The 24,111-nt window shown below is 71.1% G+C and carries 16 protein-coding genes; 13 read left to right on the top strand and 3 right to left on the bottom strand.

Annotated features, from left to right (window positions below; translation table 11 throughout):
- Positions 1-57: 57 nt before the first annotated feature.
- The gene (locus Cs7R123_RS07830; protein ID WP_212824671.1) at positions 58-1,716 is read right to left on the bottom strand and encodes an FAD-dependent oxidoreductase; all 1,659 of its coding nucleotides are present in this window, start codon (positions 1,714-1,716) and stop codon (positions 58-60) included.
- A complete protein-coding gene (locus tag Cs7R123_RS07825; protein WP_374706925.1) occupies positions 1,713-2,282 on the bottom strand; it encodes a DUF5987 family protein in 570 nt (189 codons plus the stop codon). Before Cs7R123_RS07825 ends, Cs7R123_RS07830 begins: the two co-directional genes overlap by 4 nt.
- A gap of 471 nt (positions 2,283-2,753) precedes the next feature.
- On the opposite strand from Cs7R123_RS07825, the gene Cs7R123_RS07820 reads away from it, so the two are divergent.
- The 9 genes from Cs7R123_RS07820 to Cs7R123_RS07780 all read left to right on the top strand — a co-directional run bounded on the left by Cs7R123_RS07820 (position 2,754) and on the right by Cs7R123_RS07780 (position 15,674).
- A complete protein-coding gene (locus Cs7R123_RS07820; RefSeq protein ID WP_212824669.1) occupies positions 2,754-3,863 on the top strand; it encodes a carboxymuconolactone decarboxylase family protein in 1,110 nt (369 codons plus the stop codon).
- Positions 3,864-3,998: 135 nt separating this feature from the next.
- On the top strand, positions 3,999-4,562 hold the full coding sequence (locus Cs7R123_RS07815) for a hypothetical protein (protein WP_212824667.1): 564 nt from the start codon (positions 3,999-4,001) through the stop codon (positions 4,560-4,562).
- Positions 4,563-4,575: 13 nt separating this feature from the next.
- Positions 4,576-5,154: a copper resistance CopC family protein gene (locus Cs7R123_RS07810; RefSeq protein WP_212824665.1), complete on the top strand. Its 579-nt coding sequence runs from the start codon at positions 4,576-4,578 to the stop codon at positions 5,152-5,154.
- Positions 5,155-5,283: 129 nt separating this feature from the next.
- Complete coding sequence (locus tag Cs7R123_RS07805; RefSeq protein ID WP_212824663.1) at positions 5,284-6,285, top strand: DUF1702 family protein; 1,002 nt, start codon at positions 5,284-5,286, stop codon at positions 6,283-6,285.
- Between the two features lie 208 nt (positions 6,286-6,493).
- Positions 6,494-7,465 (top strand): DUF1702 family protein, encoded by a 972-nt coding sequence (locus tag Cs7R123_RS07800; protein WP_212824661.1) that lies wholly within the window; start codon positions 6,494-6,496, stop codon positions 7,463-7,465.
- Positions 7,466-7,537: 72 nt separating this feature from the next.
- Positions 7,538-13,312: a type I polyketide synthase gene (locus Cs7R123_RS07795; protein WP_212824659.1), complete on the top strand. Its 5,775-nt coding sequence runs from the start codon at positions 7,538-7,540 to the stop codon at positions 13,310-13,312.
- Position 13,313: 1 nt separating this feature from the next.
- Positions 13,314-13,760, top strand: coding sequence for a thioesterase family protein (locus Cs7R123_RS07790; RefSeq protein ID WP_212824657.1), 447 nt, complete (start codon positions 13,314-13,316; stop codon positions 13,758-13,760).
- Between the two features lie 25 nt (positions 13,761-13,785).
- Complete coding sequence (locus tag Cs7R123_RS07785) at positions 13,786-14,322, top strand: flavin reductase family protein (protein WP_244871679.1); 537 nt, start codon at positions 13,786-13,788, stop codon at positions 14,320-14,322.
- Positions 14,319-15,674, top strand: a complete 1,356-nt coding sequence (locus Cs7R123_RS07780; protein ID WP_212824655.1) for a cytochrome P450 — start codon at positions 14,319-14,321, stop codon at positions 15,672-15,674. Before Cs7R123_RS07785 ends, Cs7R123_RS07780 begins: the two co-directional genes overlap by 4 nt.
- Positions 15,675-17,072: 1,398 nt before the next feature.
- On the opposite strand, the gene Cs7R123_RS07775 is transcribed toward Cs7R123_RS07780, so the two are convergent.
- The gene (locus Cs7R123_RS07775) at positions 17,073-17,873 is read right to left on the bottom strand and encodes a helix-turn-helix domain-containing protein (protein ID WP_212824653.1); all 801 of its coding nucleotides are present in this window, start codon (positions 17,871-17,873) and stop codon (positions 17,073-17,075) included.
- Between the two features lie 716 nt (positions 17,874-18,589).
- Here Cs7R123_RS07775 and Cs7R123_RS07770 point away from each other — a divergent pair.
- The 4 genes from Cs7R123_RS07770 (at position 18,590) to Cs7R123_RS07755 (ending at position 24,101) form a co-directional block, all read left to right on the top strand.
- Positions 18,590-19,222, top strand: coding sequence for a MerR family transcriptional regulator (locus Cs7R123_RS07770; RefSeq protein ID WP_212824651.1), 633 nt, complete (start codon positions 18,590-18,592; stop codon positions 19,220-19,222).
- A 520-nt stretch (positions 19,223-19,742) separates the two neighbouring features.
- Positions 19,743-21,701, top strand: coding sequence for a CRTAC1 family protein (locus tag Cs7R123_RS07765; RefSeq protein ID WP_308442874.1), 1,959 nt, complete (start codon positions 19,743-19,745; stop codon positions 21,699-21,701).
- Positions 21,698-22,729 (top strand): enediyne biosynthesis protein, encoded by a 1,032-nt coding sequence (locus Cs7R123_RS07760; protein WP_374706924.1) that lies wholly within the window; start codon positions 21,698-21,700, stop codon positions 22,727-22,729. Before Cs7R123_RS07765 ends, Cs7R123_RS07760 begins: the two co-directional genes overlap by 4 nt.
- A gap of 148 nt (positions 22,730-22,877) precedes the next feature.
- Positions 22,878-24,101 (top strand): sugar MFS transporter, encoded by a 1,224-nt coding sequence (locus tag Cs7R123_RS07755; RefSeq protein WP_212824647.1) that lies wholly within the window; start codon positions 22,878-22,880, stop codon positions 24,099-24,101.
- Positions 24,102-24,111 lie beyond the last annotated feature (10 nt).

The raw sequence follows: 24,111 nt of genomic DNA, 5'->3' as shown, positions 1-24,111 counted from the left end.
ACCTACGCCGCGCGGCCGCAGCGGCGATGGTGCCGCTGCGGCCGCGCGCCGGGCAGGTCAGCGGGCGGCGCCGACCTTGACCTTCGTAACGGTGGTGGTAGTGGTGTGACCGGGGATCGGCGCGCCGTAGGTGCACTGCACCCCCCGCTCGTTGAGCGCCTTGACGATGCCGGGCATGGCCCGCTCGGCCAGCGCCGAGATGGTCAGCGCCGGGTTGACCGTCAGGCCGCAGGGCACCGCCGAACCGTCGGTCACGAAGATGCCCGGGTGCCCGCGCAGCTCGTGCCGGTCGTCCAGGGCCGACGTCTCCGGGTCGTCACCGATGCGGCACGACGACAGCGGGTGCACCGTGTACGCCCCGACCAGGTCGTTGGTCCACGGGGCCACCTTGGCGAGGCCGTCGCGCTCCAGGATGTCCTTGACGTCGGCGTCGGACAGGTTCCAGCCCCGCCAGGTGTTGGCCGTGGGCTTGTACGACAGCGGCCCGTGCCCGAGCATCTGCTGCGAGAACCGGTTGGCGTTGCCCGTCTCCGGCGGCGGCCCGAACACGCCCTCGTTGTCGTCCTCGGACATGGTGAAGATGGTCAGCCACGACTTCCACTCGCGCAGCAGCTCCTTCTTGCGCGGCCCGAACCAGGTCGGGTCGCCCGGCGCGCCGGTGGCGCCGGGGACCTGGGCCAGGATGGTGCCCAGGCCGGGCGGGAAGTAGAGCTGCTCCAGCGAGTAGCGCTCGTACTCGGGCAGGTTGCCGTCGAGCTTGTCCCAGCTGGCCACGACCGGGCCGCGGCCGATCTGGTGCGCCTCGTAGCCGACGCCGTCGCCGCGGTCCAGGCCCAGCACCTCGCGGACCTTGTCCTCGTCGAAGACCACGGTGTTCAGCCGCTCGCCGTTGCCGGAGAAGTAGCGGCCGACGGCGTGCGGCATCTTGCCCAGGTACTGCTCGGAGCGCTGGAGGATCGGCGGGGTGGCGCCGGTCCCGGCCGCCACGACCACGATCTTGGCTTCGATCGTGCCCGCCTCGTGCAGGACGCGGTAGTCGGAGTCGTCGACGATGCGGTAGTGCACCCGGTAGCCGCCGTCGTCGGTGCGCTCCAGGTGCTGCACCTCGTGCAGCGGCCGGATCTGCGCCCCGTGCGACTGCGCCGCGGGCAGGTAGTTGAGCAGCAGCGACTTCTTGGCGTCGAACTTGCAGCCCGACATCATCCAGTTGCAGTTGGTGCACTGGTCGGTGTCGACGGCCGAGGGCACCGGGTTGGCGGTGCGCCCGGCGTGGTTGCAGGCCGCAGCCCAGATGCCGCCGCCGTACGGCACCGTCTCCCACGGGGTCATGGTCACCGGCAGCGACTCGCTGACCCGGTCGTACCAGGGGTCGAGGGAGTCGCGGTCGATCGCGGCGGGCCACATGCGGCGCCCGATGCTGCCGTGCCGCTCGAAGATGTAGCGGGGCGCGCGCGGCATGGTGGCGAAGTAGACCACGCTGCCGCCGCCGACGCAGTTGCCGGACAGGATGCTCATGCCGTCGCCCACCACGAAATCGAAGATCCGGGTGTACGACGACCCGAGCTTGAAGTCGTGGTCGAAGTCCTCGGCGGCCAGCCAGGGACCGCGTTCCAGCACCACGACCCGCGCGCCGCCGGCGGCGAGGTGGTACGCGGCGATCGCCCCGCCGAACCCGCTGCCGATGACGACGACGTCGGTGCTCTCGATGCTGTTCACGACAGACTCCCGGTCGAGTTGGTCTGCGGGTGGAGGTTCGACAGGGCCCGGCCGTAGGAGTAGCGCGGGAAGCGCCAGATCCCGTCGGCCTCCGGCTTGGCGTAGCCGAGCAGCGTCAGGCCGGGGTGGCCCTGCGCCAGCGCGTCGTGCGTGCTGATGTGCGCCGCGCTGTCGAAGGCCATGTTGCAGAACAGGGCCAGGCCCACCCACAGCGCCTTCTCGGGGTGGTCGGGGTGGCACAGCCGCTGGATCAGCCTGGTGCGGTGGTGATTGCTCAGCGCCACGAAGGCGGGCAGCTTCTCGTCGAGGGCGAACTCGTGCTCGGCGGCGTGGTCCGCGGCATGCGCGTTCAGCAGCTGGGCCAGGCCTTCCAGCGAGTGGGCCAGGCCTCCGGCGGGGTCTTCCAGCAGTGTGAGAGCGCCGGCGGCGACAGCTCCGCCGCCCTCGGCGACCCCGGCGATCGCATGGTCGTCGGGCGACCGCTTCGCACCGGGGATGATCGTGTCCGCGAACGCCTCGAGCGTCATGACGCGCGACGCCTCGGGGTCGGGAAGTTCGGTGTGCACGGGGGCGCCTCCTGCCTAGGGGTGGGCACACGAATCGTCGGGACAGGGGCAGGTATCGCCCGCACGCCGATGACACCGTCCATTCGGGCGCGCCGGAATGCGGTGCGATTCAATTGCGGCAGCGTCCCGATGATTGATTGAGGAACGGTTCACTGCCGCATCATCGTGTGTTCACTGCTCGCGGGGACGCATCTCTGTGGTTGCTGAGGAGTGCCGCTATCCATTTCTGCCAGGGGCTATCCGGGGGCACGCTTGTGACGCCAATCACGACGCCCCGGAATCGTGTGGACCGAAAAATGGATAGCGCACAGGTAGTTCGTGTATCCGTTGCCGTCCCGGGCCGGTCTTCTCCGAAGGTGCTCGCCTTTGCCGGTGCCGTTGCTTCCGGCGCCGCGGTCCCAATACTGGGAATAGATCGGTATGCCCGCGCCACGCGCGCCGGCATGCGACCGCCACGCAGGGGAGGCCGGCATGCTCATCGCCCGTATCGCGTCGTCAGTGGTCCAGCGGCAGGTCAAGTACGTCACCCCGGTGGCCGTGCCGGCCGCGCGGGGCGAGCTGGCCGAGGTCTACACCCAGGTCGCCGACGAGATGGGCCTGGTCGTGCCGCCCGTGCAGCTGCACTCGGTGTCGCCGCGGCTGGCGGCGGCGTACTGGGCGCTCATGCGCGAGCCGATGCTGCCCACCGACACGGTGGACCGCACCGTCAAGGAGGCGGTGGCGACCGTGGTCTCGGTGGCCAACATCTGCCCGTACTGCGTGGACATGCACAGCGTGGGCATGTATGACCTGTCCACCGAGCACGACGCGGAGGCGCTGGTCGCCGACCGGGTCGAGGAGCTGGACGACGCCCGGGTGCGGGCTGTGGCGGCGTGGGCCCGTACGGCGGCGCTGCCCGACGACCCGGGATTCGAGTCCGCGCCGTTCGCCGAGGCCGACCGGCCGGAGCTGGTCGGCGTGCTGGTCAGCCTGCACTACCTGACCCGCATGGTGAACGTGTTCCTGTCCAGCTTCCTGCTGCCGCCGGGGATGGGCCCCACCGCCCGGCGCCGGTTCAAGCGCGGCGTCAGCCGGATGCTGCGCCCGACCCTGCGCGACCCCCGCGTGCCGGGCCGGTCGCTGCCGCTGCTGCCGCACGCGCCGCTGCCCGCCGACGCGGCGTGGGCCAAGGGCAACCCGGTGATCGCCGCCGCGGTCGCCCGCGCGTACGCCGCCTTCGACGACGCCGGGCAGCGGGTGCTCTCCGCCGAGGTGCGCGACCTGGTCAACCGGCGGCTGGACACCTGGCGCGGTGAGGAGACCGGGCTCAGCCGCCAGTGGTGCGAGCAGCTCATCGCCGGGCTCGGCCCGGCCGACCAGGCCGCCGGCCGGCTGGCGCTGCTCACGGCGATGGCGTCGTACCAGGTGGACGCCGAGGTGGTGGAGGAGTTCCGGGTCTGGCACCCGGGCGACACGGCCGTGGTCGAGGCGGCGGCCTGGGCCAGCTGCGCGGCGGCCCGCCGGGTCGGCGGCTGGCATCAGCCGGGCGGCTCGGCTCGGCCGCCGGGCGGTCAGCTGTCAAGTGAACATATCGCTTGGTAGGTGGCTTGACAGAGCAATTTGGAAGATGTGTCAGGCAAGCCTGTCCTATCACGCTGTAGCGGGCTCCGCGCGCTCGCGCGGAGAGGACCGCCGGATCGGGGACAGTCGGCGGACTGAGGGAAAAGGGGAGGGAACGTGACGACCTTCGAGGCGGCAGCCGGGCAGCGCCCGGTCGCCCGTGGCTGGCTCAACGCGGCCGGCCACCGCACCGCGCTCAACGTGTTCATGGTGGTCGTGCTCGCACACTGGGCCGAGCACCTGGTCCAGGCGTACCAGATCTGGGTGCTGGACCGGCCGCGCCCGCAGTCGCGGGGCGTGCTCGGCCAGTTCTTCCCGTGGCTGGTCTCATCGGAGTGGCTGCACTACGGGTACGCCCTGGTCATGCTCATCGGGCTGTTCGCGCTGCGCAAGGGCTTCACCGGGCGCTCGCTCACCTGGTGGACGATCGCGCTGGTGATCCAGTTCTGGCACCACATCGAGCACCTGCTGCTGTTCATCCAGGCGCAGTCGCACACCATGTTCTTCGGCAAGGCCGTGCCGACGAGCGTCGCGCAGCTGGTGTTCCCGCGGGTGGAGCTGCACCTGTTCTACAACACGATCGTGTTCCTGCCGATGGTGGTGGCGATGTTCCTGCACCTGCGCCCCAGCCGGGCGGAGCGCGACGCGGCCGCGTGCTCGTGCGCGGCCAAGCCGGTATGACCGCCGCGGCGTGATGGCGGCCCTTACTGACGTGCGCGACCCGGACGAGCTGTCCGGGTCGCGCCGCCTCTGGAGCCGGATAGGCACCGCCCTGATGGTCGTCGTGGTGGCGGCCACCACCGTGCTCTCGCTGATCACGGAGAGCGAGCCGGCCGGCCTGAGCGGGATCACCCCCGCCGACACGGCCGTGGTCGGCACGGCGCCGACCCGGGTGGTGCTGACGTTCGCGGGCTCGTTTCAGCCGCGCGAGGTGCACGTCACCGTCGCCGACGCGGCCGGCCGGACCGTGGGCGACCAGGTGCAGACCGACGGCGGCACGGTCGCGGTGCCGGTAGCGATCACGGCCGACGGCGGCTACCTGGTCGCGTACCACGTGGTGCTGGCCGACGGGCAGGTGCTGGCCGGCCAGAGCGGCTTCCGGTTCACCCGGGGGGCGGCCGACAGCGCGCCGCCGCAGACCGCCCTGCCGCAGGCGGGCGGGCACGCGCACGGCGGTGACGATCCGCTGAGCATCGGTCTGACCTTCCTGGCCGCGGTGCTGGTGGCGGTCATGGTGATGCTGATGGTGCGGCGGCCCCGCGCCAGGTCGTGACAGCGGACGCGAACTGCGCACATCCCGATAAGCGCACATCAGGAGACGTCTAGGCGGCGGGCGCCGTACCACCATGAGGGACAGCCCGCCGACCTAGGCGGAGCACGAGTCCTCAGGTACGGAGGAACCATGGCAACCACCCTCGGCTCACTGCGCAACCTGATGATGACGCCGTCGCTGGCCGACGTGGGCTTCGCCAAGCGCGGCTTCCCCGTCGTGCCGACCGCCGCGACCAAGCGGCTGGAGGCGATCCCGCAGTCGGTGATCTGCGGCTTCGAATGGGGCATCGACTCCAGGCAGCTGTGGGAGGTCGAGCGGCGGCTGGAACTGGTCGAGCCGGAGATGCGCGGCTTCGCCTACGAGGGCGCCACGATGGCGTTCACCGTCCGCGACGCGATGGCCGGCGGCCGCGGCACCCGCACCCGCGACCTGCTGATGGGTCCCGGCCAGCCGCACATCTTCCTCACCTACATCGGCATCGGCTTCGCGATGGCGCGGCTGCCGCGGCCGCTGTGGAAGAACGTGATCCCGGACCTCACCGGGACCCCCTACCACCCGACCATGAGCTGGCTGGCCGTCGACGGGCTCGGCTTCGACCGGGCGTACTTCGACACCAAGGACTGGGTCGGCAAGCAGCGGCGACCGAAGCCCTACCCGTTCGCCGGGCACCCGGAGTACTTCGCGCGCGCCTGGGACCAGGGCGTGGGCCGGGCGCTGTGGTTCATCAACGGCGGCGTCGTGCGCAACGTGGCCACGGCGGTGGGCCGGTTCGAGGCCGACCGGCAGGCGGACCTGTGGAGCGGGGTGGGCCTGGCCGCCACCTTCGCCGGCGGCTCCAACCCGGACGGGCTGGCCGACCTGCGCGAGCTGGCCGGGGCGTACGCGCCGGACCTGGCGCAGGGCAGCGTGTTCGCGGCCAAGGCCCGCTCCTACTCGGGGTTCGCGCCGCTGCACAGCGAGCAGGCGGTGTCGATCCTGACCGGGATCAGCCTGGAGGAGGCGGCCGCGTTCGCCGACGAGGTGGCCGTGGGCGGCCTGAAGCCGGCGCACGGAGAACCCGACTACGAGGTGTGGCGCGCGCTGGTGCGGGCCCGCTTCGTGCCCGCGAACAAGGCCGTACGGGCTCACTGACAGAGCCTCGCGGGCTCACTGACATTGCAGGTGTGGCGAGCGATTCCCACTCCTTTCGGGGAGTGGGAATCGTCGCTCGCCATACCCGGAAAGTGATGTACGACATCAATTGCCGGGGTCGGCAAACGCGAAGAAGAATTGTCTCCCGGCCCCTGCGAGGATCGCACATACAACGTCGAGAATCGACGATCACATTGGGGGCAATGCCATGAGCGTCTATCGTGCGCTGCGGCGCCGAATCCTCACTCCCGACACGAAGGCCACGCGCCTGGACGTACGCGGATTCCACGTCAAGGACGAGGCGGCCCGCGACATGCTCGAGACCGTCGGCCGCAGCTTCCTCACCGGCTACGCGTACGCCGCCGAGGCGCGCCGCCCGCTCGACGCGGAGGTGCCGCTGGAGGAGCTGCCGGTCCGATTCAAGGGCTTCGCCTACGAGGGCGCCGCGATGGGCTTCGCGGTGCGCGACGGGCTGCCCATCGGCGGCGGCAAGCTGGTCGAGGACTTCCTCGACGGCCGCGCCGACGAGCACGTCTACATGGTGTACGTCGGGGTCGGCTGGGCCATGGCCCGGCTGCCGCGGTTCCGCTGGAAGACCCTGTACGCGCCGGACCCGCTGCTGAAGTGGCTGGTGCTCGACGGCTACGGCTTCCACCAGGCGTACTTCCAGACCGAGAAGTACGTCTACGACCAGTACGTGGAGGAGCGCTTCCCCTGGCCCGGCGGCGAGCACAACTGGTACGCCAACCGCGCCATCGACCAGGGCATCGGCCGCGCCTGCTGGTTCGTCGGCGGCACCGAGGCCGAGGTGGCCGCGGGGCTGATCGACCGCTTCCCGGTCGAGCGCCGCGCCGACATGTACGCCGGCATGGGCCTGGCCGCCTGCTACGCGGGCGGCGCCGACCCGTCGGAGCTGGAGGAGCTGTGGCAGCACGCCGTCGACTACCGGCGTGAGCTGGCCCAGGGCGCCGCGTTCGCCGCGGGTGCGCGTGAGCGCGCCGGGCTGACCGTGCCGCACAACGAGGTGGCCACGAAGGTCTTCTGCGACATGTCGCCGCAGGAGGCGCAGCTGGTCACCATCGAGACCCTGATCGACCTGCCGACCGACGGCCACCTGCCCATGTACGAGGTGTGGCGCCAGCGCATCGCCGACCGGTTCGTGGCCAACGGCCACTGCTGAGCCTCTTTCCGCCCCCTGGCCGCCCGGTGGCGCCGCGTGCGCCCACCCGAATGTTGAAAGGCTGTACTCCGCATGTCGAGAATCGCGATCGTGGGGATGGCGTGCCGTTACCCGGATGCCACCTCGCCTCGGGAGCTGTGGGAGAACGCGGTCGCCGGCCGGCGCGCGTTCCGGCAGCTGCCCGACGTCCGGATGAACCTGGCCGACTACTGGTCGGCCGACCCGAAGGCCCCGGACAAGTTCTACGCCCGCAACGCGGCCGTGATCGAGGGCTACGAGTTCGACCGCATCGCGTACAAGGTCGCCGGCAGCACGTACCGGTCCACCGACCTGACCCACTGGCTGGCGCTGGACGTCGCCGCGATGGCCCTGGCCGACGCGGGCTTCCCGATGGCCGAGGGGCTGCCGCGCGAGCGCACCGGCGTCATCGTCGGCAACAGCCTCACCGGTGAGTTCTCCCGGGCCAACCAGGTCCGGCTGCGCTGGCCGTTCGTGCGCCGCATGGTCGCCGCCGCGCTCAAGGAGCAGGACTGGGACGACGACCAGCTCGCCACGTTCCTCGACGGGTTCGAGGCGACGTTCAAGGCGCCGTTCCCGGAGATCGACGAGGACACCCTCGCGGGCGGCCTGTCGAACACCATCGCCGGGCGCATCTGCAACCACTTCGACCTCAAGGGCGGCGGCTACACCGTCGACGGCGCCTGCTCGTCGTCGCTGCTGTCGGTCGCGACCGCGTGCAAGGGCCTGGTCGACGGCGAGCTCGACGTGGTCGTGGCGGGCGGCGTGGACCTGTCCATCGACCCGTTCGAGATCATCGGCTTCGCCAAGACCGGCGCGCTGGCCACCGGCGAGATGCGCGTGTACGACAAGGGCTCCAACGGCTTCTGGCCCGGCGAGGGCTGCGGCATGGTCGTGCTGATGCGCGAGGACGAGGCGCGCGCCGCCGGCCACCGCGTCTACGCCACCGTCGCCGGCTGGGGCATCTCGTCCGACGGCAAGGGCGGCATCACCCGGCCCGAGGTCAGCGGCTACCAGCTGGCCCTGGCGCGGGCGTACGAGCGCGCCGGGTTCGGCATCGAGACCGTGGGCCTGTTCGAGGGCCACGGCACCGGCACCGCCGTCGGCGACGCGACCGAGCTCAAGGCGCTGACGCTGGCCCGCCGCGCGGCGGGCGCCACCTCGCAGGCCGCGATCAGCTCGATCAAGGGCATGATCGGCCACACCAAGGCCGCCGCCGGCGTCGCCGGTCTGATCAAGGCCACCATGGCGGTGCACCACCAGGTGCTGCCCCCGGCGATCGGCTGCGTCGACCCGCACGAGCTGCTCACCGACGACGACGCCCAGCTGCGGGTGCTGCGCCGCGCCGAGGCGTGGCCGACCAAGGCGCCGGTGCGCGCGGGCATCACCGCGATGGGCTTCGGCGGCATCAACACCCACATCGTGCTGGAGAACGAGCGGCCGCGTAAGCGCGTGCCGCTGGACACCCGCACCAAGGCGCTCGCGTCGTCCCTGCAGGACGTCGAGCTGCTGCTGGTCGACGCGGCCTCGTCGAAGGAGCTGGCCGAGCGGCTGGCCCGGCTGATCGAGTTCGTGCCGACCGTGGCGTACGCCCAGATGGGCGACCTGGCCGCGACCCTGCACCGGGAGCTGCGCGAGCTGCCGTTCCGCGCGGCGGTCGTGGTGTCCTCGCCCGAGGACGCGACCAAGCGGCTCACGGCGCTGCTGGAGAAGGTCGAGGCGGGGGAGACCACGGTGTTCTCCACCGACGGCCGCACCTTCCTCGGTCACGCCAGCGGCCCCGGCCGCATCGGCTACCTGTTCCCGGGCCAGGGCTCGGGCCGCGGGGTCAGCGGCGGCGCGATGCGGCGCCGGTTCGCCGAGGCCGACGACATGTACACCAAGGCCGCCCTGCCGACCGGCGTGGACGTGGTCGCCACCGAGGTGGCCCAGCCGCGCATCGTCACCGGTTCCATGGCGGGCCTGCGCGTGCTGTCCACCCTCGGCATCGACGCGACGGTCGCGGTCGGGCACAGCCTGGGCGAGATCGCGGCCCTGCAGTGGGCCGGGGCCATGGACGAGGAGACGCTGCTGCGCGTCGCCGCCGTACGCGGCAAGACGATGAGCCAGCACAGCGCCTCGGGCACCATGGCCGGCATCGCCGCCTCCCCGGACACCGTGCTGCGCCTGACCGAGGGCCTGCCCGTGGTCATCGGCGGCTACAACAGTCCGCAGCAGACCGTGGTCGCCGGCGCCGTCGAGGCCGTCGAGGCGGTCTGCGACCGCGCCCGCGAGCAGGGTGTGGCCGCGACCCGGCTCAACGTGTCGCACGCGTTCCACTCGCCGCTGGTGGCGCCCGCGGCCGACTCGTTCGGCCAGGCCATCGCCGACGAGCAGTTCTTCGAGGTGGACAAGCGCCTGATCTCGACCGTCACCGGCGAGGCGCTGGCGCCCGACACCGACGTGCGGGCCCTCCTGCACCGCCAGATCACCGACCCGGTGCTGTTCAGCCAGGCGGTGGCGCTGGCCGCCAAGGAGGTCGACCTGTTCGTCGAGGTCGGTCCGGGCCGGGTCCTCAGCGGCCTGGCCGCCGCCACCGACGTGCCCGCCGTGGCGCTGGACACCGACGACGAGTCGCTGGCCGGCGTGCTGCGCGTGGTCGGCGCGTCGTACGTGGTGGGCGCGTCCGAGGTGGACGCGGCACTGTTCCACGGCCGCCTGGTCCGGCCGCTGGCGGTCGGCACCGAGTTCAAGTTCTTCGCCAGCCCGTGCGAGGCGGCACCGCAGGTCCACATCAAGGGTGTCGTCCGTACCGCACCCGTGGTCACGCCCGGCGGCGCCGCGGTCGTCCAGGAGGAGGGCGAGTCGACGCTGGCGCTGCTGCGGCGACTGGCCGCCGAGCGGGCCGAGCTGCCGCTGGAGCTGGTCAAGGAGGAGAGCCGCCTGCTCGACGACCTCCACCTGAGCTCCATCACCGTCGGCCAGCTGGTCAACCAGGTGGCCACCAGCCTGGGCGTGCCTCCGGCGCAGACGCCGACCAACTTCGCCACCGCGACGGTGAGCGAGCTGGCGCAGGCGCTGGAGCAGCTCAGGTCCACCTCGCACAGCGGCGACGACGCTCCGGCCGAGATCGTGCTGGGCGCCGCCGACTGGGCGCGGCCGTGGTCGCTCGACTTCGACGAGCTGCCGCTGCCCACCCGTACCGCGACCGAGGACAGCGGCCGCTGGCAGGTGTTCGCCGCCGAGGGCAGCCCGGTCGCCGAGCCGCTGCGCCGGGCGCTGGAGCGCGCCGGGGTCGGCGCGGGCGTGCTGGTCTGCCTGCCGGAGAACAGCACCGAGGAGCACCTGGAGCTGGCCCTCAACGGCGCCAAGACCGCCCTGGCCGGCCCGGCCGGGACCCGGTTCGTGCTGGTCCAGCACGGGCGCGGCGCGGCCGGTCTGGCCAAGACGCTGCAACTGGAGGCCCCGCACCTGCGGGTGTCCATCGTGCACGTGCCGCCGGTGCCGAAGGCGGTCGACTGGGTGGCGGCCGAGGTCGCCGCGACCGCGAAGTACATCGAGGTCCACTACGACGAGCTCGGGGTGCGGCGCGTGCCGACGCTGCGGGTCATGCCGTACGAGCCCGCACACGCCGTCCCCGCCCTGCACGAGGGCGACGTGCTGCTGGTCACCGGCGGCGGCAAGGGCATCACCGCCGAGTGCGCCCTGGCCATGGCCGAGGACAGCGGCGCGAAGCTGGCGCTGCTGGGCCGCTCCGACCCGGCGCAGGACACCGAGCTGGCCGACAACCTCAAGCGGATGGCCGGGCGCGGGGTCACCGTCAGCTACGGCCGCGCCGACGTCACCGACCCGGCGCAGGTCAAGGCTGCGGTCGACGCGTTCGCGGCCGAGCTCGGCCCGATCACCGCGGTGCTGCACGGCGCCGGGCGCAACGAGCCCGCCGGGCTGGGCAGCCTGGACATGGCCGCCTTCCGGCGCACCTTCGCGCCGAAGGTCGACGGCCTCAACGCGGTGCTCGCCGCGGTGGAGCCGGAGCGGCTGCGCCTGCTGGTGACGCTCGGCAGCATCATCGGCCGGGCGGGCCTGCGCGGCGAGGGGCACTACGCCACCGCCAACGAGTGGCTCGACGACCTGACCCGCCAGGTGGGCCGCGACTTCCCGCACTGCCGCGCGCTGTGCCTGGAGTGGTCGGTCTGGTCCGGTGTCGGCATGGGCGAGCGCCTGGACGTGGTGGAGTCGCTGTCGCGCGACGGCGTCACCCCGATCACGCCCGACCAGGGCGTGGCGATCCTGCGGCGGCTGCTGGCCGACCCGAGCACCCCGGGCACGGTCGTCATCAGCGGCCGCACCGAGGGTATCGACACGGTCCGCTACCACCTGCCGGAGCTGCCGCTGCTGCGGTTCGTGGAGCGGCCTCTGATCCGCTACCACGGCGTGGAGCTGGTGACGGAGATCGAGCTCAGCGCGGGCACCGACCTCTACCTGGCCGACCACCTGCTCGACGGCAACCTGCTGTTCCCGGCGGTGTTCGGCATGGAGGCGATGGCCCAGGCCGCCGCCGCGGTCACCGGCGTCGTCGGCAAGCGCACCGTCGAGCAGGCGCAGTTCCTGCGCCCGATCGTGGTGCCGCCGCAGGGCGCGACCCGCATCCGGGTCGCGGCGACGGTCAGCGGCCCCGACACGGTCGAGGTCGCCATCCACAGCGAGGAGACCGGCTTCGTCGCCGATCACTTCCGCGCCCGCCTGCGGCTGCCCAACGGCGAGCCGATCGAGGGCGCGCCGGAGCAGATCGGCGCCGGCCTGCCGGAGGTGCCGCTGGACCCGGCCACGCAGCTGTACGGCCCCACCCTCTTCCAGGGCGGGCGCTTCCAGCGGCTGCGCCGCTACCACCGGGCCGCCGCGCGGCACGTGGACGTCGACGTCGCCGCCGACGCCACGACCAACTGGTTCGCCGGGTTCCTCTCGCCGCAGCTGCTGCTGGGCGACCCCGGCGTACGCGACGCGATGATGCACGGCAACCAGGTGTGCGTGCCCGACGCGACCCTGCTGCCGCAGGGCATCGAGCGGATCCACGCCATGGGTGAGTCCATGCTCACCACCTCCGACCTGCGCTACTGCGCCACCGAGCGCAGCCGCGACGGCGACACCTACGTCTACGACATCGCCCTGCGCGACGGTTCGGGCCAGGTCGTCGAGCGCTGGGAGGGCCTGAAGCTGCGGGCCGTACGCAAGAAGGACGGCCGCGGGCCGTGGGAGGCGCCGCTGCTGGGCCCCTTCCTGGAGCGGGCGGTCGGGGACGTGCTGGGCGCGCAGGTGGCCGTGGTGGTGGAGCCGGACGGTCCGCAGACCGACGGCGACCCGCAGGCGCTGCGCCGGGCGCGGACCGCGCTGGCGGCCGGCCGGGCCCTGGGCGGCCCGGTGAAGGTCACCTACCGCAAGGACGGCAAGCCGGAGGTGCCGGGCGACCGGGCCGTCTCCAGCTCGCACGCGGCCGGGGTGACCCTGGTCGTGGCCGGTTCCGGCACGCTCGGCTGCGACGTCGAGCTGGTGGAGCAGCGGCCGGACTCGGTGTGGGACGGGCTGCTCGGCCCCAACACCGGGCTGGCCAAGCAGGTCGCCGCGCAGACCGGCGAGGACGTCGCGGTCGCCGCGACGCGGGTCTGGTCGGCGGTGGAGTGCCGGCAGAAGGCCGGCAGGCCGGTTCGCGCCGCGCTGTCCCTGCTGCCGTCCGAGCGCGACGGCTGGGTGGTGTTCGCCTCCGGCGAGCTGCGCATCGCGACCTTCGCGACGGGGCTGACCGGGGTGGCCGAGCCGGTGGTGTTCGCGATCGCGACGGATGGAGGGCGCTGAGATGGAACAGAGGTACTTCGAGTACCTGCACACGGTGGGGTTCGAGGAGACGAACATCGTGGGCAACGTGTACTACGTCAACTACCTGCGCTGGCAGGGCCGCTGCCGGGAGATGTTCCTCAAGCAGCGCGCCCCTGAGGTCCTGGCGGACCTGCAGGACGACCTCAAGCTGTTCACCCTCAAGGTCGACTGCGAGTTCTTCGCCGAGATCACGGCGTTCGACGAGCTGGCGATCCGGATGAACCTGATCGAGCTGTCCCAGACGCAGGTCCAGTTCGGCTTCGACTACGTACGGCTGGAGCCGGGCGGCGGGGAGACCCTCGTGGCCCGGGGCGGGCAGCGGGTCGCGTGCATGCGCGGTCCCAACACCCGCACGGTCCCGGCCCGGGTGCCCGACGCGCTCGTCCAGGCGCTGGCGCCGTACCAGCTCGCAGGCTCCCGAAGTTAGCGACACCGGCAGAGGAGATGGCACAGTGGACGTCCAGCAAACCCCGCCGCTGCCGGCGGTGGACACGAAGGCGCTGCGAAAGGTCTTCGGCACCTATGCCACCGGCGTGACGGTGGTTACGGTCGGCGGGGACACCCCGCACGGCATGACGGCGAACTCGTTCACCACGGTCTCGCTGGACCCGCCGCTCATCCTCATCTGCGTCGGCCGCGAGGCGACCATGCACGGCCTCCTCGCGGCCACCAACCGGTTCGCCGTCTCCGTCCTCGCCGCCGAGCAGGAGGCGGCGGCGAGGTACTTCGCCGACCGGAACCGGCCCGTGGGCAAGGAGCAGTTCGACGCCGTCGACTGGACCCCGGGCCGGTACACCGGCGCCCCGCTCATCGGCGGGGCACTGGCCCACTTCGAGTGCGAGGTACGGGCCTGCTACGACGGCGGCGACCACACGATCTTCCTCAGTGAACTGCTGTCGGTCGAGCGCTCGGAGGACATCGACGCGCTGCTCTTCCTGCACGGCCGGTTCCATCAGATCCACCACGAGCGAAGCGACGTGACGAGATGACGACGATGACGCGTACCCGAACGGCCCCGCCGGGGCCGCCGCGCAGCGCCGCGCTGCGCTGGCTGGCGGTGATGAACCGCGACCGGCTGGGCATGATGACCGCCGCCGCCGAGCAGTACGGCGACTCGGTGCGGATCCCCGTGGGACCCAAGTCCCTCTACTTCTTCAACCACCCCGACAGCGTCAAGCACATCCTGGCCGACAACGCGGCCAACTACCACAAGGGCATCGGCCTGGTGCACGCCAAGCGGGCACTGGGCGACGGCCTGCTCACCAGCGAGGGTGAGCTGTGGCGCAAGCAGCGCCGGGTGATCCAGCCCGCGTTCCAGAGCAAGCGGATCGCGGAGCAGGCCGGCGCCATCGCGGCCGAGGCGGAGCTGCTCGTGAAGCGGCTGCGCGAGTTCCAGGGCGGCGAGGCGACCGACGTCGTCCGCCAGATGACCGGCCTGACCCTGGGCGTGCTCGGCCGGGCGCTCATCGACACCGATCTGGGCCAGTTCCCGGACATCGGCGACCACTTCGGCGTGGTGCAGGACCAGGCCATGTTCGAGCTGGAGTCGCTGAGCGCGGTCCCGACCTGGGTGCCGCTGCCCCGGCAGCTGCGCTTCCGCAAGTCCCGGGCCGAACTCCAGGCGATCGTCGACCAGCTCGTCGAGGAGCGGGGCGGGCGCACCGACGACCGCGAGGACGTGCTGTCGCGGCTGATCGTCTCGGCGGGGGCGGAGTCCGACCGCAAGGTCGGCCAGATCCGCCTGCGCGACGAGCTGGTGACGCTGCTGCTGGCCGGGCACGAGACCACCGCCAGCACGCTCAGCTGGACGCTGTACCTCATCGACGAGCACCCCGAGGTGCGCGAGCGGCTGCGCGACGAGGCGGTGGCGGTGCTGGGCGACCGGCGCCCGGAGTTCGAGGACCTGCACAAGCTGCGCTACACCTCGATGGTGGTGGAGGAGGTCATGCGCCTCTACCCGCCCGTGTGGCTGCTGCCGCGCAAGTCCCTGGCCCCCGACGAGATCGCGGGCTACCACGTGCCGGCCAACGCCGACGTGGTGGTCAGCCCGTACACGATGCACCGGCACCCGAGCTTCTGGGACGAGCCGGAGCGGTTCGACCCCGAGCGGTTCGACCCGGACCGGGTCACCGGACGCCCCCGCTACGCCTACATCCCGTTCGGTGCGGGCCCGCGCTTCTGCGTGGGCAACCACCTCGGGATGATGGAGGCGGTGTTCGTGATCGCGATGCTGTGCCGCGAGCTGCGGATGACCCGCATGCCCGGGTACGACGTCGTGGCCGAGCCGATGCTGTCACTGCGGGTACGCGGCGGCCTGCCGATGAACGTGCACGCTGCCTGATCCCGTCCACCGGGCCCCGGCGCCGCCTTCGGGCGACACCGGGGCCCGCTGCCGTACCCACCCACATCCCCACCCCCGCACCCACTCCCACCCGCCCCGCGCCACCCCGCACCGGGCCAGTCCGCCCCGCGCCACCCCGCACCGGGCCAGTCCGCGCCGGGCGGGCCCCGGCCCCGGCCCGGCCCCTCCCGCCCGATCCGCCACGCGGGCTGGCGATCCGCCTCCGTTTTAAAGTGACGCTGGCCTATCTAGAGGACGGATTTCCATGATCCGTCCTCTAGATAGGCCAGCGTCAATGCTAGGGGCTGCGTACCCCCGGGTTCGGCGGCGCACAGTGCCCTCCACCGAGTGCGGCGGCGGGCTGCTGGCGGTGCTCGCTCCGGCTGGTGGCCGATGATCGCCGTTCCGGGTCAGATCCTCGTCTTCACGCACACAAGCTGACCGAAAACGGCGATCACCCACAGCGCACAGCCCGAAGATCGCGTTCCTCGGTCACTTCGCAACGCGACCCCGGCTTCGAGGGCCGCCTCCCGCCGAGACCGTGCTCAGCGAACTGCCCCCGGCCAAGACTGCCCCCGGCCAAGACCGCCCCCCGACAAGACCACGCCCGAGCCCGCCACCATGCCCACGTCTAAACCCGCCACCACGCTTACCTCTGAGCCCGCCACCATGCTCGCCCTCGATCCTCACCCCTCCAAGATCAGCCAAGTTGCCGGGCAAACGGGCCAATGGAGCGGTCGCATACCCACGATTGCCCGGCAACTTGGCTGGTCTTGGGCGAGGTCGGACGGCGCGCCTGCGCCGCTTCTGTCTCCCCCGCGCAGCCCAGCCCGCTCCGCTGCGGCCGCGGGCGGCTGCGGCGTGCCAGGGCCGACCCGACCGTGGCCCGAACGACTCCCACCGCACCGCTCAGCCGCCCTGGGCGGCGCGGCTGTGGCCCGAACGACTCCCGCAGCACCGCCTGGCCGCGTTGGGCGGCCGCCACGGTCTCGGTGGCAGTCGGGCTGTCTCCGGCGTCGGACCGTGCCACGAGATCTTGTGCGTCTTCTGTCGCTGGAACGACGGTAAGTGCACAAGATCTCGCGAAGCCGACCCGGAGAACGGCGACCGGTACCGCCGCCCCGGCCTTCGGCGGGCCTGACGCGGTGGCTCGGCCAAGCGCGACCGCTAGGCGGCCGGGAAGCGTGACCGCGAGGTGACCGGGAAGTGCGGCGAGGCGGCCGGGAAGTGCGGCGAGCGACCGGGAAGCGGTGGGAGGGGTGGGAAGCGGCGGGAGGGGAGGCGGGAGGGGATGGTGCGCTGCGGGGCTGCCGGAGCGCGGACGTGGAGCGACGGCGGCCCGACCGACAGGTCGACCGCCGTCGCGGGGACGGATCACCAGAGCTGCGGTGTCACCGTTCAGGACACTGCCGCGGCCTCGCGCGTGCGGAGGTCCACCTGGTTGAGTGCGGCCTTGCGTACGTCGAGCAGCGCGAGCAGCACCGGCGGGTCGAGGTCGGAGATCTCCTTCAGCTTGAGCTCGGCGTCGTCGATCACCATGCCGCGCCGCATGGTGATCGGGCCCAGCGAACCTACGCCGATCTCGTTGCCGCTGCCCGCGGCGTCGCCGACCATCCGGGCCGGGTCGCTCGACACGGAGTGGGCCAGCAGGAACCATTCGCCCGGCGGGACCTTCTCCAGCGTGAACGGTCCGGGCTGGTCGAGGATCGTGCAGCTCACCGGCTTGCACTCCGGGATGCGGTCGCGGAACAGCCCGACGAAGGTCAGCTGGGGCTCGTCGGCCAGGTGCGGCCGGATGACCCCCCTGACGGTGCCGAAGGCCCACTCCGGCCCGGTCATGGTGGTCTCGGCCTGGACTGCCGGGGCGTACCCCCGCAGCCGGCGGTAGGCGGTGGGCGACAGTCCCACGCTCCGGGTGAAGCGGGAACTGAAGGTGCCGATGCTCGTGTACCCGACCTGCAGGCTGATGTCGGCGACGTTGCTCTGTGTCGAGACCAGCAGCTGCTTGGCCTGCTGGAGTCTCAGCGCGGAGAGGAACCGGCCAGGGGAGACACCGGTGACCCGTTGGAAGATGCGCGAGAAGTGGAACTTGCTGAACATCGCCACTCGCGCCATGTCGTCGATGGTGAGCTGCTGGCCGAGATTCTCGCGCATGGTGGCGATCACGCGTTCGACGGCCTTTGTCGTGGTCTTGTCCATTGCGTCTCCCGAATTCGACCCCGGTCATAGCGAGGCGTATGATCCGTCACTGCGCCACCGGCATCGCGGCATGTTTCCGTCGGCCACGAAGCTATCCGGACCGCTGCGATCCGGATAGGATTCGTTAACTCGCCGGAAACATCGCGTACATGGGTGTGAAGGCCAATTCGCGGCTGCCCCCTGTCTCGGGTCGCGCGTCCCGAGTGCATTCGCCACAGCCTCCGACAACCATGATTACCAGTGACAGGGATCGATGTTAGGAGGTCCTAAAGGGATCGGCAATACCAACGGCCGAGGCATCTGAGCCGTCCGGCCGGTCCGTCATGCTCCAATAGGACACTCTACCCGTCCTCACCTGGGATGACAGGACCCGGGCCGTGACCAGCCCGGAAACAGAGCAATATTATGGAAAGGCGAAGTCGGCGAGTTCCGCTATCCATTGTCGTCACTGATGGTGACCGCCGTCCCGGTGCGGCCGAGTGGGCGGACGCATGCGGTGACACCGCGGCTCCCGTCGGCCGCCAGGTGTGCTGACGCGGTCCGACCATGATCGGTTCTTAGATCCCGGGACACGGGTAGATCGCCGCCGGAACCACCCTGGAGGTGGCCGAACATACTGTTGCGCACGAATGAAGACGAGTTTCTCTCCGGTTGCGGGGAGTGATCGCTATGTGCCAACATGCAAGCATTCCCATCACTGACACCGATGGAGTTCGATGAAAATCTCGAATCTCAGCAGGCGGAGCGGTGTTTCGGTGGCGACGATCAAGTTTTATCTACGCGAGCACCTCTTGCCCCCGGGCGTTCCGACCGCGAGGAATCAGGCGGAATACGACGAGACGCACGTCGCACGGCTGCGGCTGATCCGGGTGCTCACCGGGATGGGCATGATGAGCCTTGCCTCGGTGCGAGAGGTGCTGGCCGCGCTCGATGACAACTGCATGTCGCCGCATGGTCTGGCCAAAGTGGTCAACAACGCGCTCTCCGCCGAGCATCCACCCCGTTCCGACGTGCCGGCCGACACCTCGGCCAGCACCCAGGTCGACCGGTTCCTGTCCGACCTGGGCTGGCGGGTCGATCCGAACACCCCGGGCCGGGCGACCCTGGCCCAGGTCCTGGTCGCGTTACGCGACCTCGGCTGGGACTGCGACGTCGACATCTTCGCGCCCTGCGCCGACGCGGCCGAACGCCTGGCCGTACGGGAGCTCGACTCCCTGCCCACCGACGGCGCGGCCACCGCGGTCGCCCGTACCGTCCTGCTCGAAGTCGCCTTCGCGGTGATGCGCCGCATGGCCTACGAGCACTACCTCGCGATCCGGGCACACGGCTCAGCCGCTCCCGACCGCTGAGCGGGCCGGGGAGGTGCGCCCCGGTCCCGCCCCCTTCACCGCCCGACCTGTCCCCGAATCTCGTCACTGAGAGTGACCGTCTGGTCTTCCAGATTGCGGGGGTCCGGCGCTGAGCACTTATCGAGAAGACAGGACCTTCCAGCGGCCGCGAGGATGGGCGACGTCGAGAAGGACGTCTATGCCTTCCCGGCGATAATGGGAAGGGGGCTTCTCTTTAAAACATCTTCCAAATTGTCGTGACAGAGGTCACGACAGACCTTATTTGGCGAACGCCAGGTCTTTTGGTCCGCGTTGGAATCAGCTCTGATTCAGCTTTGCGATTCATGTGTGTCGAACGATGCGATGTGCCGAGTCGATGTCGAGCCGGTCGCGTGGCACACCACCGGTCGCCGAGCGCGGACGCCGGACGGGGACCGCCGAAAACACCGTCAGACGCCTTCCGGCAGCCCGCCGGCGGTCGAGTTGTGCACCGTGACGTCTATCTCGAGGGGAACCGATGCCAACGAATGAGGTCGGCCTGATGCGCCGACTGGTACCTGTCATGTTCGTGCTCGTACTGCTGAGCACGCTGTTCGCCGTGGCGCAGCTGCCCGAGGCGTCCGCGGCGGACAAGGCCTCCATGGCTTCCCGGTACCGCTTCACCGAGCTGCCCATCGCGCTGCCGCCGAACCTGCCGCAGCGCAACGTGCGTGTGGTGAACCCGGAGTACGAGCACATCAAGTCCTGGATCTCGTCGGTCGGTGCGGCGATCGCCGTCAACGACATCGACGGCGGTGGCAAGCCGGACGACCTGTGCCTGGTCGACACGCGCAGCGACTCCGCCATCGTCACCCCGGCGCCCGGCACCGGCGGCACCTACGCGCCGTTCGTGCTCGACGCCAAGCCGCTGCCGTACAGCGACACGATGGCGCCCATGGGCTGCGTGCCCGGCGACTTCAACCTCGACGGCTGGAACGACCTGCTGGTCTACTACTGGGGCCGCACTCCGGTGCTGTTCCTGCACAAGCCCGGCAAGACGACGCTGACCCGCGACACCTTCACGGCCACCGAGCTGATCCCGGGCGGCGTCTTCGCCGACAACCGGTACCACGGGCAGCTGTGGAACACCAACGCGGTGGCGATCGCCGACTTCGACGGCGACGGCAAGCCCGACATCGGGGTCTTCAACTACTTCCCCGACACCGGCGTGCTCGACCCGTACGGCAACAAGAACGTCTCGATGAACCACTCGATGTCCCGGGCGCAGAACGGCGGCGGCGCGCACGTGCTGCGCTGGAAGGCGCTCACCCCGGGCAAGGCCGGCGCTCCCGCGGGCGTCGAGTTCGAGGAGCAGCGCGGCGCGATCGACCCGAAGTGCGCCACCGGCTGGACCCTGGGGTCGGCCTCGGCCGACCTCGACGGCGACCTGCTGCCCGAGCTGTACCTGGCCAACGACTTCGGCAACGACCGCTTCTTCCACAACGTCTCCACGCCGGGCAACATCAAGTTCGCCCTGGCCGAGGGGGAGCACGGCGCGTTCACGCCCAAGTCGCTGGTGATGGGGCACGACTCGTTCAAGGGCATGGGCATCGAGTTCGGCGACCTGTACGGCAACGGCCGCTTCGACGCCTTCGTCAGCAACATCACCCACTCGTGGGGCATCGAGGAGAGCAACTTCGTCTGGCGCAACACCGCCAGCAGCCCCGATGAGGCCAAGAGCGAGCTCAGCCAGGGCCGGGCCCCGTTCGAGAACGAGGCCAGCGAGACCAACATGGCCTGGGTCGGCTGGGGCTGGGATGCCAAGATGGCCGACTTCGACAACAGCGGCCACCAGGTCGTCGTGCAGACCGCGGGCTTCGTCAAGGGCCAGATCAACCGCTGGAACTGGCTGCAGGAACTGGCCATGAGCAACGACCTGATGCTCCAGGAGCCGGCGATGTGGCCGCACGCCAAGCCGGGTGACGACATCGCGGGCACCGACCACATGGCCTTCTGGGCGCCCGAGGGCAACGGCCGGTACACCGACCTGAGCCCGCAGCTCGGCATGGACGTCCAGATCCCGAGCCGCGGCGTGGCCGTGGCCGACACCAGCGCCGACGGCAGCCAGGACTTCGCCATCGCGCGGCAGTGGGGCCCGCCCGCGTACTACCGCAACGACCGGACCGGCAACGGCGACTTCCTCGGTCTGCGCCTGCACCGGCCCGTGGCCAACGCGACCGCCGGCAGCACGCTGCACACCCCCGCGTACGGCGCGTTCGTGAAGATCACCACCGCGGACGGGAAGACGCAGCTCGCGCAGCTCGACGGCGGCGGCGGCCACTCCGGCAAGCGCAGCTTCGACGTGTTCTTCGGCCTGGGCAACCAGGGGGCCAAGCCGGTCTCGGCCGAGATCTGCTGGCGCGACCTGACCGGCGCCGTCCACATGCAGACGGTCGACCTGACCGCCGGCTGGCACGACTTCATGCTCACGACCCAGGCTCAGGAGGTGACGGCGAAATGACCCACGCCGAACGCGTCAGCACGCCCGGCATCGGTATCAAACCGGCCACGGCCCCGTCCGTACGGCTGGACGCCGTCCGGACCGCCGCGACCAACCGGATGGCCGCCCCGCCGCGCGTCGACAACGCCGACCCGCGCTACAAGGCGCTGCGCAACTTCGCCATCTCCATGAGCATCTTCAACATCCTCGGGTACTGGCTGTTCGGCTTCGAGCAGCCGTGGACCTGGCCGTTCATCGCGCTGGCGGTCGGCTACGGCACCGAGCTCGTCGCCGAGACCATCCGGGCGTGGGCCTACAAGCAGCGCCCTGAGTACTCCGGCAACGGCATGTGGGGCCTCTACACCTTCCTGCTGCCCGCGCACATCACGTCGCTGGCCGCGAACATGCTGCTGTACGCCAACGACATCTTCTGGCCCATCGCGTTCGGCATCGTGGTCGCGGTCGGGCAGAAGTACGTCCTGCGCGCCCCGATCAAGGGCCGCATGCGGCACTTCATGAACCCGTCGAACCTCGGCATCACCGCCGTGCTGGTGTCGTTCCCCTGGGTCAACATCGCGCCGCCGTACCACTTCACCGAGCACGTCCCCGACGCGATCCGGGTCGTCATCCCGTTCGTCATCCTCACGTCGGGCACCGTGCTCAACGCGCTGCTGACCAAGAAGGTCCCGCTGATCCTGGGCTGGGTGGGCGGCTTCGTCATCCAGGCCCTGATCCGCACCTGGATCTGGGACGTGGCACTGTGGGCCGCGCTCATCCCCATGACCGGCGTGGCGTTCGTGCTGTTCACCAACTACATGATCACCGACCCGGGGACGACGCCGTCGAAGGGCTGGATGCAGTTCATGTTCGGCTCCAGCGTCGCCACCGTGTACGGCATCCTGATGATCTTCAACGTGGTCTACACCCTGTTCTTCGCGGTGACCATCGTCTGTGCCGTCCGGGGCCTGTTCTGGTGGTACAAGCACATCAAGGAGAAGGGCCGGCAGCAGGCGCAGCCGCGTACGGTCGGCGTACCGGCGACGATCTGACCGCTGCACCCGCGCGGGCGGGATCCACGACGGCTGCGGCCGCCGCGGGTCCCGCCCGTAACTGCGCAATCGACAAGATGCCCGCCCCATCGCCAGGTGGAAACCTCTGATATCCGGCGTACGAGTCGCCTAACCAGGGGGAACCGCAATGGTCGCCGACACCCGCACCGCCAACCCGCCGCCCCGGGCCAGCAAGCCGCTCACCGCGGCCGGATTCATCCTCTTCATTCTGCTCGGGGCCCTCTTCACCTCGCTGGGAGCGCTGCTGCCCGTGCTGCGCGCCGAGTTCGGCATGGGCGCCACCGCCGGCAGCGAACTCGTCAGCGTCTTCCGGCTCGGCTCGCTGGTCGCCACGATCGCCTGCGGGCTGTTCGCCCGCCGCCTCGACGGCAGCCGGACCATGTCGGTCCTGGTCGTGCTCGCCGTCGGCGCCACGGTCACCATGGCGCTCGCCCCGACCTGGGCGGCCGTGGTCGCCGCGGCCGTGGTCGCCGGGGTCGGCTTCGGCGGGCTCGTCCTCTACCTCAACACCGCCTTCGCCATCGGCTACGGCGAGCGCAGCATGCTGATGGTCAACCTGCTCAGCGCCGCGTTCATGGTCGGCTGCATCATCGGCCCGCTGGCGGTCGGCATGCTGACCGGCCTCGGGCGCCACCTGCTGCTCGGCGTCGCCGGGCTGGCACTGCTGTGCTGGCCCGCGCGGGGTCTGGCGCGGCTGGTGCCCACGCGCGGATCGGGCGTGCCGGGCCGCCCGGAAGGATCGGCGCACCGCTGCCTGCCGCTGTTCGCCGCCTTCGCGCTGGTCGCCCTGCTGCTGTCGGTCACCGAGACCGGCATCGGCACGTGGGAGGCCACCCATCTGGTCGCGATCGGCTTCCCGGTGGCCGCCGCCGCGGCGCTGACCGGGCTGTTCTGGGCCGGGCACGCCGTCGGGCGGGCCACCCTGCCGTTCCTGTCCGGTCGCGGCGCCCCGGGCAAGCTCGTGGTGACCTGCACCCTGCTGGCCGCCGGCGCCCTGGCCGGGGCGTGCGTGCCGGGCCTGGCGCCGTACGCGTACGCGGTCGCGGGCATCCTGCTCGGCCCGGTGATCCCGACCCTGCTGGCCTGGCTGGCCACGGCCACCCCGGCCCCGCAGTCGGCCAACGCGATCATGCTGACCGCGCTGATGGTCGGCAGCGCCGGTTCACCCGCGCTGATCAGCTCCGTCATCGGCGACTCGTCCGGCGCGGTCATCCCGCTGACGCTGAGCCTGCTCGCCCTGGCGACCACGATCGCGGTGCTGCTGGCGGGCCGCGCGGCCGCGGCCCGCATCCGCGACCTCAGGGCCGCCCCCGCCGAGTCCGCCCTGTTCACCGGACCCGCCGGGGCCTGACGCCGGATCC

This window comes from Catellatospora sp. TT07R-123 (genome assembly GCF_018327705.1).
GTDB lineage: Bacteria > Actinomycetota > Actinomycetes > Mycobacteriales > Micromonosporaceae > Catellatospora.
The sequence above is the reverse complement of the archived record's forward strand: the minus strand, read 5'-3'. Positions and strand labels throughout refer to the sequence as shown.

What these genes read in the sequence shown, in the direction of transcription:
- Cs7R123_RS07820 (WP_212824669.1), top strand. Translation starts at nt 2,754, where the DNA reads ATGCTCATCGCCCGTATCGCGTCGTCAGTGGTCCAGCGGCAGGTCAAG.
- Cs7R123_RS07810 (WP_212824665.1), top strand. Translation starts at nt 4,576, where the DNA reads ATGGCGGCCCTTACTGACGTGCGCGACCCGGACGAGCTGTCCGGGTCG.
- Cs7R123_RS07805 (WP_212824663.1), top strand. Translation starts at nt 5,284, where the DNA reads ATGGCAACCACCCTCGGCTCACTGCGCAACCTGATGATGACGCCGTCG.
- Cs7R123_RS07800 (WP_212824661.1), top strand. Translation starts at nt 6,494, where the DNA reads ATGAGCGTCTATCGTGCGCTGCGGCGCCGAATCCTCACTCCCGACACG.
- Cs7R123_RS07795 (WP_212824659.1), top strand. Translation starts at nt 7,538, where the DNA reads ATGTCGAGAATCGCGATCGTGGGGATGGCGTGCCGTTACCCGGATGCC.
- Cs7R123_RS07790 (WP_212824657.1), top strand. Translation starts at nt 13,314, where the DNA reads ATGGAACAGAGGTACTTCGAGTACCTGCACACGGTGGGGTTCGAGGAG.
- Cs7R123_RS07780 (WP_212824655.1), top strand. Translation starts at nt 14,319, where the DNA reads ATGACGACGATGACGCGTACCCGAACGGCCCCGCCGGGGCCGCCGCGC.
- Cs7R123_RS07775 (WP_212824653.1), bottom strand. Translation starts at nt 17,873, where the DNA reads ATGGACAAGACCACGACAAAGGCCGTCGAACGCGTGATCGCCACCATG.
- Cs7R123_RS07770 (WP_212824651.1), top strand. Translation starts at nt 18,590, where the DNA reads ATGAAAATCTCGAATCTCAGCAGGCGGAGCGGTGTTTCGGTGGCGACG.
- Cs7R123_RS07765 (WP_308442874.1), top strand. Translation starts at nt 19,743, where the DNA reads ATGCGCCGACTGGTACCTGTCATGTTCGTGCTCGTACTGCTGAGCACG.
- Cs7R123_RS07760 (WP_374706924.1), top strand. Translation starts at nt 21,698, where the DNA reads ATGACCCACGCCGAACGCGTCAGCACGCCCGGCATCGGTATCAAACCG.
- Cs7R123_RS07755 (WP_212824647.1), top strand. Translation starts at nt 22,878, where the DNA reads ATGGTCGCCGACACCCGCACCGCCAACCCGCCGCCCCGGGCCAGCAAG.